Source organism: Flavobacterium sp. LM5 (assembly GCF_002017945.1).
GTDB lineage: Bacteria > Bacteroidota > Bacteroidia > Flavobacteriales > Flavobacteriaceae > Flavobacterium > Flavobacterium succinicans.
Map to the genome: position 1 here is coordinate 1,699,465 of NZ_MUFX01000001.1, position 14,928 is coordinate 1,714,392.

The 14,928-nt window shown below is 34.3% G+C and carries 14 protein-coding genes; 9 read left to right on the forward strand and 5 right to left on the reverse strand.

The genetic code is table 11. From position 1 onward, the window contains the following. Positions 1-28 precede the first annotated feature (28 nt). Positions 29-793: a lipopolysaccharide kinase InaA family protein gene (locus tag BXU11_RS07260; RefSeq protein ID WP_078211604.1), complete on the forward strand. Its 765-nt coding sequence runs from the start codon at positions 29-31 to the stop codon at positions 791-793. Here the strand turns inward: BXU11_RS07260 and BXU11_RS07265 are convergent. Next, positions 774-1,547 carry a glycosyltransferase family 2 protein gene (locus BXU11_RS07265; protein WP_078211605.1) on the reverse strand — a complete coding sequence of 258 codons (774 nt, stop codon included), beginning with the start codon at positions 1,545-1,547 and terminating at the stop codon, positions 774-776. The two genes, BXU11_RS07260 and BXU11_RS07265, sit on opposite strands and share 20 nt — an antisense overlap. An 18-nt stretch (positions 1,548-1,565) precedes the next feature. Further along, on the reverse strand, positions 1,566-2,630 hold the full coding sequence (locus tag BXU11_RS07270; RefSeq protein ID WP_078211606.1) for a glycosyltransferase family 9 protein: 1,065 nt from the start codon (positions 2,628-2,630) through the stop codon (positions 1,566-1,568). Positions 2,631-2,758: 128 nt separating this feature from the next. Here BXU11_RS07270 and BXU11_RS07275 point away from each other — a divergent pair, with 128 nt between their 5' ends. Beyond that, positions 2,759-3,508: a glycosyltransferase family 2 protein gene (locus tag BXU11_RS07275; protein WP_078211607.1), complete on the forward strand. Its 750-nt coding sequence runs from the start codon at positions 2,759-2,761 to the stop codon at positions 3,506-3,508. A 63-nt stretch (positions 3,509-3,571) separates the two neighbouring features. Here the strand turns inward: BXU11_RS07275 and BXU11_RS07280 are convergent, their stop codons facing one another. Continuing rightward, on the reverse strand, positions 3,572-4,387 hold the full coding sequence (locus tag BXU11_RS07280) for a 2,3,4,5-tetrahydropyridine-2,6-dicarboxylate N-succinyltransferase (protein ID WP_078211608.1): 816 nt from the start codon (positions 4,385-4,387) through the stop codon (positions 3,572-3,574). Positions 4,388-4,645: 258 nt separating this feature from the next. Here BXU11_RS07280 and BXU11_RS07285 point away from each other — a divergent pair, with 258 nt between their 5' ends. Continuing rightward, a complete protein-coding gene (locus BXU11_RS07285; RefSeq protein ID WP_078211609.1) occupies positions 4,646-5,266 on the forward strand; it encodes a PAS domain-containing protein in 621 nt (206 codons plus the stop codon). An 84-nt stretch (positions 5,267-5,350) separates the two neighbouring features. After that, complete coding sequence (gene ruvX, locus BXU11_RS07290; RefSeq protein WP_024981013.1) at positions 5,351-5,761, forward strand: Holliday junction resolvase RuvX; 411 nt, start codon at positions 5,351-5,353, stop codon at positions 5,759-5,761. Positions 5,762-5,766: 5 nt separating this feature from the next. Here ruvX and BXU11_RS07295 read toward each other — a convergent pair whose 3' ends face one another. Then, positions 5,767-7,980 (reverse strand): FUSC family membrane protein, encoded by a 2,214-nt coding sequence (locus BXU11_RS07295; protein ID WP_078211610.1) that lies wholly within the window; start codon positions 7,978-7,980, stop codon positions 5,767-5,769. 192 nt (positions 7,981-8,172) lie between these two features. On the opposite strand from BXU11_RS07295, the gene def reads away from it, so the two are divergent. The 4 genes from def to BXU11_RS07315 all read left to right on the forward strand — a co-directional run bounded on the left by def (position 8,173) and on the right by BXU11_RS07315 (position 11,641). Beyond that, positions 8,173-8,760, forward strand: a complete 588-nt coding sequence (def, locus tag BXU11_RS07300; RefSeq protein ID WP_024981011.1) for a peptide deformylase — start codon at positions 8,173-8,175, stop codon at positions 8,758-8,760. Positions 8,761-8,834: 74 nt separating this feature from the next. Beyond that, entirely contained in the window at positions 8,835-9,308 is a 474-nt protein-coding gene (locus BXU11_RS07305) for a DUF5606 domain-containing protein (RefSeq protein ID WP_024981010.1), read from the forward strand. 82 nt (positions 9,309-9,390) lie between these two features. Beyond that, positions 9,391-10,164, forward strand: a complete 774-nt coding sequence (gene mazG / locus BXU11_RS07310) for a nucleoside triphosphate pyrophosphohydrolase (RefSeq protein WP_078211611.1) — start codon at positions 9,391-9,393, stop codon at positions 10,162-10,164. A 34-nt stretch (positions 10,165-10,198) separates the two neighbouring features. After that, positions 10,199-11,641 carry an APC family permease gene (locus BXU11_RS07315; protein WP_078211612.1) on the forward strand — a complete coding sequence of 481 codons (1,443 nt, stop codon included), beginning with the start codon at positions 10,199-10,201 and terminating at the stop codon, positions 11,639-11,641. 3 nt (positions 11,642-11,644) lie between these two features. Here BXU11_RS07315 and BXU11_RS07320 read toward each other — a convergent pair whose 3' ends face one another. After that, the gene (locus tag BXU11_RS07320) at positions 11,645-12,325 is read right to left on the reverse strand and encodes a Crp/Fnr family transcriptional regulator (protein WP_024981007.1); all 681 of its coding nucleotides are present in this window, start codon (positions 12,323-12,325) and stop codon (positions 11,645-11,647) included. A 109-nt stretch (positions 12,326-12,434) separates the two neighbouring features. Between BXU11_RS07320 and BXU11_RS07325 the strand changes: the two genes are divergently transcribed. Continuing rightward, the gene (locus BXU11_RS07325) at positions 12,435-14,810 is read left to right on the forward strand and encodes a heavy metal translocating P-type ATPase metal-binding domain-containing protein (RefSeq protein WP_078211614.1); all 2,376 of its coding nucleotides are present in this window, start codon (positions 12,435-12,437) and stop codon (positions 14,808-14,810) included. Positions 14,811-14,928 lie beyond the last annotated feature (118 nt).

Genomic DNA, 14,928 nt, shown 5'->3' on the forward strand with positions numbered 1-14,928 from the left:
TTACTTTTGTGGTTCAAATATAAGAACAATGTGTGATAAAATTAACTCAGTTTACAAAAACAAAAAGCAATTGCTTTTAAATTATATTTCTGATTTTAATACTTCAGGAATACTTTTTGGAAATGGAGATCGCAACACCATAAAATTATTTGATCTTGAAGGCAAAACCATTAATGTTAAGTCCTTCAAAATACCTCATTTAGTAAACAAAATCGCTTACAAATATTTCAGAAAGTCAAAAGCAAGACGTTCATTTGAATATGCGACGGCTTTGTTGGAAAAAGGAATTGGCACACCAGAACCTATTGCATATTTTGAAAATTATGATCTGCTAGGATTAAAAGATAGTTATTACGTTAGCGAACATTTATCCTGTGATTTGACCTTTCGCGAATTAGTTGAAATCCCTGATTATCCTGATCATGAGAATATTCTAAGGCAGTTTACTAAATTCAGTTTTGATCTTCATGAACAAGGAATTGAATTTATTGACCATTCTCCCGGAAACACTTTGATTAGAAAAAATGAGCAAGGAAATTATGATTTTTTCCTAGTTGATTTGAATCGTATGCAATTTCATTCAACGATGGATTTTGATATGCGAATGAAAAACCTAAGAAGGCTTACTCCAGAAAAAGACATGGTTGCCGTGATGAGTAACGAATATGCTAAGCTGTATGGTGCATCTGAAATAATGATTTTTGATGCTTTGTGGAAGTATACAACAGATTTTCAAGAGCAGTTTTACAGGAAGAAAAGGCTAAAACGAAAAATCAAATTCTGGAAGCGGTAATTTTTTTTAGTTCCTTATAACGAATAAAAATACTATACGCATTGAGATAACAAATAATTACACCTCTTATACCATCTAAAAAACCTAACCTGATCAGGAATTGGTATAAAAAGGTGTAAATAGGATGAAGAAAGGCTACTATTTGCTGCGGTTTTTGTGCTTTTTTAATTTTTTCATTGGCTTTTAAAATCCCGTATTGTATCATTTTTAGTTTGTACTCTTGGTAGGAAGTGTAGGAAAAGTGAATGATTTTATTTTTTAAAACTGCAATTTCCCCCTGAACAATTAGCTTCTCGTGCACCATTCGGTCTTCATTGTATCTACAGGCAGATTTGTTGAAGAGCCTGAAAATCTTGTCAGTTTGCCAACCACTAAAATTGAGTTCTTTGTTTTTGAACATAAAAGTTCTGTACACCAAATAGGCGCTTGCAGCATCCTTGCTGTTTATGGTGGTGACAATCTCAGTTTTCAGTTTTGGTGTCAAAAGCTCATCCGCATCAAGGAATAATATCCAGTCATTTTTTGCCTGATCTATTGCGAAATTTCTTTGCGAAGTATAATTGATAAAATGGTTTTGAATTAATGTTACATGAGGCATTGAGGCTACAATACTAATCGTTTTGTCCGTACTATAGGAGTCAATCACAATTACTTCATCGGCAAAATCAATATCTTTTAGTAAAGATGCAATAAAACGTTCCTCGTTAAGAGTGATAATTAAAACAGATAACTTTTGTTTTCCTGTAAAATTCATGTGATATTTTTACTTTTTTCAATTTTTGTATTCTTGAAAATAAGTTTCTAATTTTTCTAGTAGTAGTGGTAATGGGTATTCATCATAAAATTTAAAAGTATGCTCTTTTATATATTGCTCAGTGTGCTGTTGGTAAATTTCAGGTTTTAAATCTTTTAAATGAATCGACACATTCTTTGCTTCATTTTCAAATAGTTGCCAAGTTTCTTTTCTTACAGAAGGAGTAAAAAGTGAAAAAGTAGGAATTTCAAGTGCTTTGGCCATATTTACAGCGCCACCTTCGTTTCCAATCAACATTTCACATTGGGAGAGAAGTGCTAAAAACGGTCGTAATTCCACACTATACAAATCCAAAACAATGTGTTTTTTGGTCGCTTCACTACAATAATTATAAACTTCTAAGGCTAGATCTTTTTGAAAAGGAACATAGTTGAATAGGATGGTAGCATTGGTTTTGGCAACAGTAAAATCAATAATTTTCGCCATTCCTTCCAAAGGATACGTTTTATAGACTTCACTTCCCAAAATACCAAACATAATTATGGGTTTTGTAGTGTCTATGTTGTGGCTCTTTAAAAGATTTTTAGCGTCTTCAATTTCCGCATTATTTAAAAATATTTTGGGTTTTACCGCGGTTATTTTTTCAGAAATAAAAGGTTTTAGGAGTAACAACCTATTTTCAATTGCTAATCCATGTTCCGAGGCAATGGCATCAAAACGCTCGTAAGTGTAATTGTAAAATATTTTGGAGTACCATTTATGATAGGATACCTTGTATTTTGCCCCTGAAAATAAAGTGATTAGATTGGTTTCTAATTTTGAATATACATCAATTACCGCATCGTATTTTTCGCTACGTATTTTAAAAATAAATTTAAATAAGGAAATATATGATTTTCTTACCTTATTAGACAAAGGAATGATGTGGTCAATATTTGGATTTTCTTTTAAAACATCTACAGAATTGGGATAGCACATATAATCAATTACAGCGTCTGGAAACTTTGCTTTTAAATTGTTGCAGATTATGGTGCTAGTTAAAACATCTCCAATTCTTTTTTGCTGTATGACTAATATCTTCATATAATTATCGTTCAATTTGTGGGCTAAATTACAAACTATTTTATGAAGTGCGCAAGTCTATGTTTGTGATTCGGGAAAACTAAAGCAAAATTGTTTTATTTTTGCCGCAAATAATTTTAACTTTTGTTATGGAAATTAGTGGTCTGGTTATTACTTTCAACGAAGAAAAAAACATAGGAAAATGCATCGATGCTTTATTTAAAGTTTGTGATGAAGTGATAGTGGTGGATTCATTTAGTAAAGACCGCACCGTGGAAATTGCCAAAGCAAAAGGAGCAAAAGTTATTGAGCAAAAATTTTTAGGCGATGGTCCACAGCGTACGCATGGTCTTCCTTATTGTAAAAACAATTGGATTTTGAACCTTGATGCCGATGAGTTTTTGGATAAAGATGCTGAAGAATTTATCCTGAATAAAAAATATTTAGAAGGCAATTATGATGCTTTTAGTTTTAGAGTAAAAAACTATCTCGCGGATAAATTAATTGATTTTTCGGGCTGGTATCCGGATCAAAAGGTTCGTTTTTTTAATAAACAATCGGCTCATCCATCGGATGCTAAGGTGCATCAAAAAATTGTTACTCAAAATGAGAAAAAAGTAGCCGTTCATATTCTGCATTACGGTTGGGATTCTCTGGATCAGATTATATCCAAAAAAAATCAATATTCCGATTGGCATGCTCATCAATTGTTTGAGCAGGGAAAAAGGATAAACGCATTTAAACCCGTTCTTAATGGTACGGTTGCTTTTGTGCGTTGCTATTTTTTTAAGAAAGGAATTTTTAATGGAATAGATGGTTTGTCCATTGCCATGATTCAAAGTTTCTTTTCTTATATGAAATATGCCAAGCTTTTAAAACTGCAAAACAAAATCAAATAAAAAATTCCAAATTCCTCTTGAAGTCAATTGGAATTTGGAATTTCAGTATGTTTTTTTCTGAAATTATACCGCTACATCATATTCGCGTAAGGCATTATTCAAAGAAGTTTTCAAATCTGTTGACGGTTTACGAGTTCCAATGATCAAGGCGCAAGGAACTTGATACTCACCAGCAGCGAATTTTTTAGTATAACTTCCTGGGATTACCACTGAACGAGCAGGAACATGACCTTTCATTTCAACAGGTTCATCACCAGTTACATCAATAATTTTTGTTGAGGCAGTCAAGCAAACGTTAGCTCCAAGAACAGCTTCTTTTCCTACGTGAACACCTTCTACCACAATACAACGAGAACCAATGAAAGCACCATCTTCAATAATAACAGGTGCAGCTTGTAAAGGTTCTAAAACACCACCAATTCCAACTCCACCACTCAAATGAACATCTTTGCCAATTTGAGCACAACTTCCTACGGTTGCCCATGTGTCAACCATAGTTCCAGCATCAACATAAGCACCAATATTCACGTAGCTTGGCATCATGATTACACCACTTGAGATATAAGCACCATAACGAGCAGAAGCTCCAGGTACTACACGAACTCCTTTTTCGGCATAATCTTTTTTCAGTAACATTTTGTCATGGTATTCAAAAATACCCGATTCCCATGTTTCCATTTTTTGAATAGGGAAGTACATTACCACAGCTTTTTTTACCCATTCGTTGACTTGCCATCCGTCAGCTACTGGTTCAGCTACTCTAAGTTTACCAGAATCTAGTAACTCGATTACTTCTCTAATGGCATCTGTTGTTGTGGTTTCTTGCAATAAAGCTCTGTTTTCCCAAGCTTGTTCTATAATTGTTTGTAATGAATTCATTTTTCTAATTATTTTTTGCAAAGATAAATTGATTTTTTTTAAAACCCGCTTTGTTTATTTTTTAGTAACATTTTTATTCGTTTTGTGAAATTTACAGAAATAGTTATCATCTTGGGTGAGGAGTAATAGAAATCGATTGCGAAGTCGATATTTTGTCTTAGGATATGATAAAAATCATTTTTCAATCGATTTCTTAACATTATTTTTGGCCACTTTTTGAAAGGAAGAGACTAACAATTAATACCAAATATAATACTTATGGGAGCAAATCAATTATTTCAAATGCCAGTAATTATTGATAAAGAAGTTGCTTGGGACAAAACCAGGACGATTATGAGTAAAACCGATCATCGTGGGGTAATCGAATATGCTAATGAAGTTTTTTCTGATGTTTGTGGATACGAAGATTATGAACTTATGGGGCAACCCCATAGCATTGTAAGACATCCTGATATGCCGAAAGTTATTTTTAAAGTACTTTGGGATAATCTGAATCAGGGTAATAATTTTCATGCTATTGTTAAGAATTTGGCCAAGTCAGGTCGATACTATTGGGTAGTAACGGATTTTGAAGTAACCAAAAACGAAACAGGAGAAGTGGTGAACATTTTTGGTAAAAGAAAAGCAGTGCCTAATGAAATTATCAAAGAACACATTGAGCCTTTGTACAAAAAATTATTGCAAATTGAACAAGCCAGCGGAGTGGCTTACAGTGAAAAATATTTGATTGGTTTTCTAGAAGAAAGAAAATGTTCATATATAGAATTTGTTGGGCAATTATTTGCTCAACATGAAGCTTCACAGGATGCAGTTAAGGAAAAAAACATTGAAACTGTGGATACCAGTAAAAGTTTTTTTAAACGGTTTTTCTTGGGGTAATGTAGAATTGGAATTTAAATAAGATGTACCGCTTTAGTTTTAAAGCGGTTTTCTTTGGTTATATTTGTACTTTAAATTTTTAAAATGCCAAGAATTCTAGCCATAGATTACGGACAAAAACGCACAGGAATTGCCGTTACCGATGAATTACAAATTATTGCTTCGGGTTTGACTACCATTCCTTCCGAAACCGCCATATCCTTTCTTAAAGATTATTTTTCAAAGGAAAAAGTAGAAGCGGTGCTCATAGGCGAACCCAAGCAAATGAACGGAGAACCTTCGCAAAGCGCTTCAATTATTAAAGGGTTTGTTACGCATTTTACCAATCATTTTCCAGAAATGAAAGTGATTCGAGTGGACGAACGATTTACTTCTAAAATGGCTTTTCAAACCATGATTGATTCTGGGTTGAAAAAAAAGCAGCGCCAAAACAAAGCTCTTATTGACGAAATTTCGGCTACTATTATGCTGCAAGATTTTTTGAATAGAAAATAACGAAATTAATTTTCCAGTAAAATTTTGGTGTTTTTTAGGATGTTTTCTGAAAGATTGGTCAACCAAACTAATTGTTCAATGATGAGTTGTGCTTCTTGCATCTGTATGGAATGATCCAATGTTGTCGAAGCTTCCTTAGCTGATATTTCATTCATTTTTATTTTCATTAGTTCTAGAAATCCTGATGCTTTTTCTGTATTGGAAACCGTTACTTGTTCCGTTGGGGTGTTCGGATTTAATAATTGTAAGGCTTCCTCTAAGTTTTGAATCACAGTCGTCATAACGCTATTAAAGGCAATTGATGCAGCAGTAGTTTTGTGCGATTGGATGTAGGTACCCATTGAGGCTATCGAAGAAAGTAACGTGTGGTTTAGTACTGCAAGTTTGTATACTTGCGCTATTTTTACTTGTTTTGATTTTGGTTCTTGACTCATGCGTTGAAACGAGGCCATCAAATTGCCTATCTCCACAAAAGCATTTTTACGAGCTACTTTATACACCGTTGAGACGGTTCCTTTCTCGTTGTAAAACAGTGCGATTTGATTCAAATAATTTTTATTGGCCTGAATGGCTTTTTCAATGTGTTTCGGCGTATTGATGAATTCCCAAGACGGCCAAAAAAAATGATTGAAAGTGTAAGCAATTATGGCTCCTATGAGTGTGTCGATAATTCTTAATTCAATGACATTGGATATTTCGGGTGTTAAAATACTGTATAAAAAGACTACATACATGGTCACAAATGTGGCGCTAGTTTTGTAACTAATATTCGTGAATGCCATACCCAATAAAATGCATACAATAGCCATCATGCTCCGAAAAACGGTATTGTCAATAAAGTACAGACATCCAAAAGCAATAAACCCTCCGAGTATGGTTCCGATTGTTCGTTGGTAAGAGCGTACTTTGGTCAGTCCATAGCCTGGCCGCATAATTACGATGATGGTTAACAAAATCCAAAATACGTTTTGAAACGGTAAAAAGCTTCCAACACAAAATCCAAACAATAAAGCTACCGATAAACGAAGAGAATGCCTGAATAAAGTTGACGAAAAACTTAGATTATTGATAAAGGTAGATAAGGGATAATATTGAGGTGTTAGGAATTTTTGAAGTTCTTTTCGATTGATTTCAGGGTGTTTCTCTTTTATTTTTAAATCAAAAGCTCTTTCTATGGTTTTGATTTTTTCCACCTGACGCTCTGCATAATGTAGCATGTTGGTTAGCATGGATATTCCTTCATGTGATCCGGAATCTTTGATGTTGTTTTGATACTCAAGGATAGTGGATTCAAAATTTTTGAGGTCAACTTCTAAGGAATGTTTCGAACGATATTGGGAACTCTTAGGGATGTTATTGCTCAGTTGCTTTAGCGTTTTTTTTAAATTAGTGGCAAGTGTAGCGTAGCTTTTAATAATTTCTGGTTGTACATCAAACTTCTCATGAAGTGTTTTGTGGTCAAATGAAGTGGCCAATGCCAATTCTAAAATTTCGACCAAATTGATAAATACAATGAGGAGTTTTCTATTTTGTGCGGTATCCGAATATAAAGATTGATTCCCGATAAGTACACTTCTAATGGTTTCATGAACCGTATTCAATTCTACTTGTAACACAAGCTGTTTCTCGATAATACTTTTTCGATCGGCTTCTTTTTTCCATAAAGCGGCTCTGAGTTTTAGGTATTTTGCCGTTAACTCAATGCAAGAAACCAACTGTAATTCAATAAAACGAAAAGGATTAAGGTAATGAAAAAGTAAAGAAACTAACAAGTAAAAAAGACCACCCGTAAATATTAGTGCGGCATAGCCTAACATTTCCCATCCGGTATGCAAATGTGCAAAAGCCAAACAAAGGGATAGCAAGCACGAAAATGAAACCGCCGTTGCTCTTTGTCCATAAACAGAGATCATGGAAAAAAGAAAAATTAATATTCCAAAAATCGGATAAAAAACTAATTTGTATGGATAGAGGATATTGACTAATAAATTGACTAATGCAATTAAAGAGGCAGTTACTAGTAAGCCTTTGATTTTGTGACTTAAACTACTTGGAATGTCACTGGGATAGGTAAAAAATGCCCCTAATGCTATTGAAAATCCTATATCAAAATGACCTAAATAGGTAAATAGCAATACAGGGATAACCGTGGCTGTGGTTACTTTTAATGCGTTAGTGAAATGAATAGTCTGAGTAAAATTTATTATTTTTTCAATCATAGGAATACAATGAACCTCAAAGATAGGAATTGTGTAGGGCTTGTTGATAGTAATGAGTATAGAAATTGAAATTTTAGTAAAATCTAAACTTATTGCCAATTGGAATTCGGCATTGTTGAATTTTTACTATTTTTGCCAACCAATTAAAAAGGAAGTTTTCCCTTTTGTGGTACAAACTTAATTCTATAAAAAATGATTTTACCAATTATAGGTTACGGTGACCCAGTTTTACGAAAAGTTGGCGAAGCACTTACTCCTGATTATCCCAACTTAAAAGAAGTGATTGATAACATGTATGAAACCATGTATAATGCCTCTGGAGTTGGTTTAGCAGCAGAACAAGTAGGGTTATCTGTGCGCCTTTTTGTAATTGACACTACTCCTTTTAGTGATGATGAAGATTTAGAATCGGATGCTCAAAATAAATTGAAAGGTTTCAAGAGAACGTTCATTAATGCCAAAATCATCAAAGAAGAAGGTGAGGAATGGGCTTTTAACGAAGGATGTTTGAGTATTCCTGATGTTCGCGAAGACGTATACAGAAAACCAATCGTGACTATTGAGTATTGCGAAGAGGATTTTGTAATGAAAACCGAAGTATTTGATGGTTTAATTGCTCGCGTCATTCAGCACGAATACGATCACATTGAAGGCGTTTTGTTTACCGACAAAATTTCGTCTCTAAAAAAACGATTGATTCAAAAAAAATTAAAAAACATTACCGAGGGAAAAACATTTCAAGACTACCGAATGAAATTTTTTGCCAAAAAAGGAAGATAAATTAGCAATAGCAAGAGTTGATTTTTGAATCAACAATTTTATACTATTGCCAACGAACTATAAATAAAAAGAAAATGAATTTAGAGAAAATTTTAGCCATTTCAGGTAAACCAGGATTGTTTGCTTTGAAAGTACAAACCAGAACAGGTTTTGTTGCAGAATCATTAGTTGATGGAAAAAAAGTAACCGTAAGTTTGAAAAGTAATGTAAGTTTATTAACTGAAATTTCGGTGTACACTTATGAGGCAGAAAAACCTTTGGCTGAGGTAATGTCTAATATTGCTAAAAAAGAAAATAACGGAAAAGCCATCTCTCATAAAGAAGATAACGCTACTTTGAATGCTTATTTTAGAGAAATTTTGCCAGAGTATGATGAAGAAAGAGTATACGCTTCAGATATTAAAAAAATCTTGAATTGGTATAATATGTTGCAAGAACGTGGCTTGGTAACCAATGATGCTCCGCCAGCCATTGGAACAGAAGAAACTGTAGCTGTAGCACCTGAGGCCGAAGCTAAGCCAAAAAAAGCAAAAGCTAAGAAAGAGTAGTACTAACTACCTGAAAGATAAAATCCTGTTGAGTTGTTTTTCTTGACAGGATTTTTTTATTTTTACCAAAAACCATTATGTTATGAATACAAGAGCCCAACAATTAGAAGCCTTTGATCGATTGTTAACCATTATGGATGAGTTGCGCGAACAATGTCCTTGGGATAAAAAGCAAACCATGCAATCCTTACGGCATTTGACCATTGAGGAAACCTATGAATTAGGCGATGCTATCTTGGATAATGATCTACAAGAAGTCAAGAAAGAATTGGGTGATGTATTGTTGCATATGGTATTTTATGCCAAGATTGGTAGCGAAACCAACGATTTCGATATAGCAGATGTTTGTAATGAAATTTGCGAAAAATTGATTCATCGTCATCCTCACATTTACAGTGACACCGTGGTTGAAAATGAAGAGCAAGTCAAGCAAAACTGGGAAAAACTCAAACTGAAAGAAGGTAAGAAATCGGTTTTGGAAGGAGTTCCTAAAAGTTTACCAGCTCTAGTAAAAGCCAGTCGCATTCAAGATAAAGTAAAAGCGGTAGGTTTTGATTGGGACGAACCCCATCAAGTTTGGGAAAAAGTACAAGAAGAATTGCAAGAACTGCAAGTAGAAGTGGCAGCCAAAGACCAAGATAAAATTGAAGCTGAGTTTGGAGACGTGCTTTTTTCCATGATAAATTACGCTCGTTTTTTAAATGTAAATCCCGAAGATGCTTTGGAACGAACCAATAAAAAATTTATAAAAAGATTTCAGTATTTAGAAAGTAAAGCTAGCGAATTAGGTAAGCCACTTATGGATATGACTTTGGCTGAAATGGATGTTTTTTGGAACGAAGCAAAAAAAATATAATAAAAGTATCATTCAATAGTATAGTTTATACTTCATGTCAGAAAACAAAACCGAATTAAAGCGCTCTTTAGGATTAGTTGATGCTACTAGTTTAGTGGCAGGGTCTATGATTGGTTCCGGTATTTTTATCGTTACCTCGGCCATGGCTAGGGATATTGGTTCGGCAGCTTGGTTGTTGTTGATTTGGGTTGTAACAGGAGTCATTACCGTAGCTGCGGCCTTGAGTTACGGCGAATTAGCAGGAATGATGCCTAACGCTGGCGGGCAATTTGTTTATATTCAGAGAGCTTACGGTCGATTGGTATCTTTCTTATATGGTTGGACTGTTTTTTCGGTGATTCAAACAGGAGTGATTGCGGCTATTGCGGTTACATTTGCCAATTATAGTGCTATTTTTTTTCCGTTTTTAGATACTAAATTATACCAATCCGGATCGTTTATTATAGCGTACAAACAAGTTTTGGCGGTGATGAGTATTTTTTTATTGACGTATATCAATACGAAAGGAATTGAAAATGGTAAATGGATTCAGTTGATTTTAACAGCGGCCAAGTTAATTGCTCTATTTGCACTCATCATACTAGGTATTTATGTTGGCATACAAAAAGACACCTTGTTCGTTAATTTTGATACGATGTGGGATGCTTATAAAACGGTTCAACATCCCGACGGATCGGTTACGGTTACTAAATTAGTTGGAACGGCTATTTTGGGAGCGGCTACTGCAACCATGGTGAATTCATTGTTTTCGAGCGATGCATGGAATAATGTGACGTTTATTGCTGGCGAAATTAAAGAGCCTAAAAAAAACATACCAAGAAGTTTGGTACTAGGAACACTCATTGTTACCGTGGTTTATGTACTGGCCAATGTGTCTTATTTGGCGCTCTTGCCGCTACAAGGCAATCCAGTGGGAGAAGATGCTTTGGCAAAAGGCATCATGTTTGCTTCCAATGATAGGGTAGGAGCAGCTGCTGCGAGTGTTATTATGGGAAATACAGGTGTTTTTTTAATGTCTGCTTTGATCATGATCTCTACATTTGGATGCAACAGTGGTCTGATTCTTTCGGGAGGAAGATTGTTTTATGCTATGGCTCAGCAAGGCTTGTTTTTCAAAAAGGCCATGCAACTCAATAAGCATCAAGTACCAGCAAAAGCACTTTGGTTACAAGGTTTATGGGCCAGTGTGCTTTGTGTTTCGGGAAAATTTGGAGATTTATTGACCTATGCTACTTTTGCTTCTTTGTTGTTTTATATTTTGACTATTCTTGGGGTTTTTATTTTGAGAAAAAAGGAACCTCATGCCGCTCGACCCTACAAAGCTTTTGGATATCCCATCGTTCCAGCACTCTATATCATAGTAGCTCTAGGAATAAGTGGTACTTTGTTAGTGTATGATACTGTGAATACAACTTTGGGATTAGGGATTGTTTTTTTAGGAATACCAATATATTATGGAATGCTCAAAAAAAAATAGCAGTTATTCTGCTATTTTTTTAAGTTGATTCAAATCCTTAACGGCAATTTTTTTACCGACCAATTCTATTGTACCATTTTTATTGAATTCAGATAAAATTCGGATACAACTTTCGGTTGCGGTTCCAATCATCCCGGCTAATTCTTCTCGAGACAGTTGTATTTTTAGTGTTTTGTCAGGATTGGTGCCAAATGTTTCTTGCAAATAAATTAAGGTTTCTGCCAAACGATTTTTGACTGTTTTTTGAGCCATCGAAACTACGTGCATATCTGAATCTTTCAAGTCACCACAAACCGATTTCATTAAGCTTAATGAAAATTGATTGTTGGTATTGAAAAAACCAAGAATCTCTGTTTTAGGAATAAAACATACCTCCATGTCCTCAATAGCTATGGCAGTAAGATTGGCTGGCTCGTCGCTTACCATAGATCGCTGTCCTAATAGTTCTCCTGCTTTTACTAATTTTACAATTTGATCTTTTCCATTAGTACTGAGTTTTGATAGTTTGCAATAACCATCTTTAATGCAATACACACCATTAACAGTATCACCTTCTTCAAAAATAGGTTCGCCTTTCTTTATAGTGTACGAAGTTTTACAACTGGCTATCTTTAATAATTCATCTTTGTTTAATGCTTTTAAAGCACTAAATTCACGAACAATGCATTGCTCACATTTACTCATTTGCGACAGGTATATTTTTCGGCAAAAATAATCAAATTTATGACAAATATCATATTTTTGAGAGGATCAAATGGTAATATTTGCTCTACTTTAACAGGAAAAATTTATTATGGGAAAAGAGAATTGTTTTCATTGTGGCTTAAACATTGAAAAGTCAGAGGAGATACATTTTGATGACAAATTGTTTTGCTGCAATGGTTGTAAAACAGTTTATGAAATATTTAGTACGAACGACCTCACTTGCTATTATGATTTCGAGCAATCACCAGGCGCTACACCCCAAGATATTGCAGGAAAATATGATTTTTTAGATAATAAAGCTATTGTTGATAAATTACTCGATTTCCAAGAAGCGACTACCGAAATCATTACGCTTAGTATTCCGCATATCCATTGTAGTTCATGTATTTGGATTTTAGAAAATCTGCAACGTTTACAGCCGGGTATCAATACTTCAACAGTGAATTTTCCTGATAAAAAAGTAAGAATAAATTACAACCCCGAACTAGTTTCAATAAAAACAATTGTTCATTTATTGAGCTCTATTGGCTATGAGCCCTACATTAGTCTTGAAAATTATGCGGCTGGAAAAGAGACGATTGATAGGAGTTTGACCTATAAATTAGGAGTAGCCTTCTTTTGTTTCGGTAACATTATGTTGCTTTCGTTTCCTGAGTATTTTGAGGTCGAAGAATATTGGTTAGACCAGTATCGCGGTTTTTTTCGTTGGTTGATTTTTGCGCTTTCACTCCCTAGTTTCTTTTATTCGGCTAGTGGTTATTATGTTTCGGCTTACAAAAGTATTCGTTCGAAGATGCTTAACATTGATATTCCTATTGCTCTGGGGATTGTGGTGATGTTTGTGCGAAGTACGTTTGATATCATAATGGACTATGGTTCTGGTTTTTTTGATAGTTTGTGTGGCTTGATTTTCTTTATGCTTTTAGGTAAAATGTTTCAAATCAAAACCTATAGTTTTTTAAGTTTTGAACGCGATTTTAAATCCTATTTTCCTATTGCGATTACCAGAATTAATCCTGATAATACCGAAGAGAGTATTCCAGTATATGATATTCAAAAAGGAAATAGGTTATTGGTTCGAAATCAAGAATTAATTCCTGTAGACGGAATTTTGATCAGTGAAACGGCCGAAATTGACTATAGTTTTGTAACCGGTGAAGCAATTCCAATTATAAAAAAATCTGGCGATAAAGTATTCGCTGGCGGTAAACAAATTGGAAAAGTAATCGAAATGGAGGTGTTGCATTCGGTTTCACAAAGCTATTTAACGCAGCTATGGAGTAATGATGTTTTTCAGAAGAATGTAGAGCAAAAACACAAAACAATTACCGATGCCATTTCGCGTTATTTTACCCCAATTTTATTGCTAATTGCTTTTGCTGGGTTTGGATACTGGATTTTTTTTAGTGCCAATACTGCATTTAATGTTTTTACTGCTGTACTTATCGTAGCTTGTCCTTGCGCCTTGGCACTTACGGCTCCTTTCACCATGGGTAATGTATTGCGCATTATGGGAAAACAAAAATTTTATCTGAAGAACGCTTTAGTTATTGAACAATTGGCTAAGGTTGATACGATTGTTTTTGACAAAACAGGAACCATAACGACCAATAAAAAATCAAATATTTCTTATATTGGTAAAGCATTGAATGAAGAGGAAACCATTTTGATCAAAAGTGTTTTACGAGCATCGAATCATCCTTTGAGTAGAATGTTGTATGATTATTTGCCAGAGTCATCAAGGGTAAAAGTTACGCATTTTAACGAAATTCCAGGAAAAGGAATTGAAGCCACTTTGGCAGATAAAAAAGTGGTGTTAGGCTCCGCTTCTTTTGTTGGAGTACAACTAGAAGATGGATTGCAACAAACCACGGTGCATATTGCTATAAACGATGCATATAGTGGATATTTTGTGTTTAATAATGAATATAGAGAAGGTTTAGAAAGTCTATTTCAATTGTTACATGAAAACTATGAAATAAAAATTCTTTCAGGAGATAATGAAGGTGAGCGTCCCGTTTTAGAAAAAATGCTTCCAAAAGATGTCACCTTTGTTTTTAATCAAAAACCTGATCAAAAGCTAGCATACATCAAACAATTGCAAGAGCAAGGCAAAAACGTGATGATGGTAGGTGATGGTTTGAATGATGCTGGGGCCTTAGCGCAAAGCAACGTTGGCATATCTATTTCTGAAAATGTTAATGTTTTCTCACCTGCTTGCGATGCTATATTGGATGCCTCAGAGTTTTTTAAATTGAAGTACTTTTTGAATTTATCCAAAGACGCGATAAAAACCATTAAAATGAGCTTTGTGTTGTCACTACTTTATAATGTTGTAGGGCTTTCATTTGCTATCACAGGAAATCTTTTGCCTTTGGTTGCGGCAATAATTATGCCATTGAGTACCATTACAATAGTAAGTTTTGTAACGGTGATGAGTAATTATTATTCACGAAAAAAATAAATTATTAAAAGCTACAATTGGTTTTTTTTGCATAATTTTAACAAAAGTAGATTTAATATGATAAAAATCATATTTTGAAATTATTCTTAAAACTATTTTTGTCTTACTAAAACGAGTG

Bases quoted from the DNA above. Each gene is read 5' to 3' on its own strand.
- BXU11_RS07295 (WP_078211610.1), bottom strand. From the start codon at position 7,980: ATGATTGAAAAAATAATAAATTTTACTCAGACTATTCATTTCACTAAC.
- BXU11_RS07285 (WP_078211609.1), top strand. From the start codon at position 4,646: ATGGGAGCAAATCAATTATTTCAAATGCCAGTAATTATTGATAAAGAA.
- ruvX (WP_024981013.1), top strand. From the start codon at position 5,351: ATGCCAAGAATTCTAGCCATAGATTACGGACAAAAACGCACAGGAATT.
- BXU11_RS07265 (WP_078211605.1), bottom strand. From the start codon at position 1,547: ATGAATTTTACAGGAAAACAAAAGTTATCTGTTTTAATTATCACTCTT.
- BXU11_RS07275 (WP_078211607.1), top strand. From the start codon at position 2,759: ATGGAAATTAGTGGTCTGGTTATTACTTTCAACGAAGAAAAAAACATA.
- BXU11_RS07315 (WP_078211612.1), top strand. From the start codon at position 10,199: ATGTCAGAAAACAAAACCGAATTAAAGCGCTCTTTAGGATTAGTTGAT.
- BXU11_RS07325 (WP_078211614.1), top strand. From the start codon at position 12,435: ATGGGAAAAGAGAATTGTTTTCATTGTGGCTTAAACATTGAAAAGTCA.
- BXU11_RS07270 (WP_078211606.1), bottom strand. From the start codon at position 2,630: ATGAAGATATTAGTCATACAGCAAAAAAGAATTGGAGATGTTTTAACT.
- BXU11_RS07305 (WP_024981010.1), top strand. From the start codon at position 8,835: ATGAATTTAGAGAAAATTTTAGCCATTTCAGGTAAACCAGGATTGTTT.
- mazG (WP_078211611.1), top strand. From the start codon at position 9,391: ATGAATACAAGAGCCCAACAATTAGAAGCCTTTGATCGATTGTTAACC.
- BXU11_RS07280 (WP_078211608.1), bottom strand. From the start codon at position 4,387: ATGAATTCATTACAAACAATTATAGAACAAGCTTGGGAAAACAGAGCT.
- BXU11_RS07320 (WP_024981007.1), bottom strand. From the start codon at position 12,325: ATGAGTAAATGTGAGCAATGCATTGTTCGTGAATTTAGTGCTTTAAAA.
- def (WP_024981011.1), top strand. From the start codon at position 8,173: ATGATTTTACCAATTATAGGTTACGGTGACCCAGTTTTACGAAAAGTT.
- BXU11_RS07260 (WP_078211604.1), top strand. From the start codon at position 29: ATGTGTGATAAAATTAACTCAGTTTACAAAAACAAAAAGCAATTGCTT.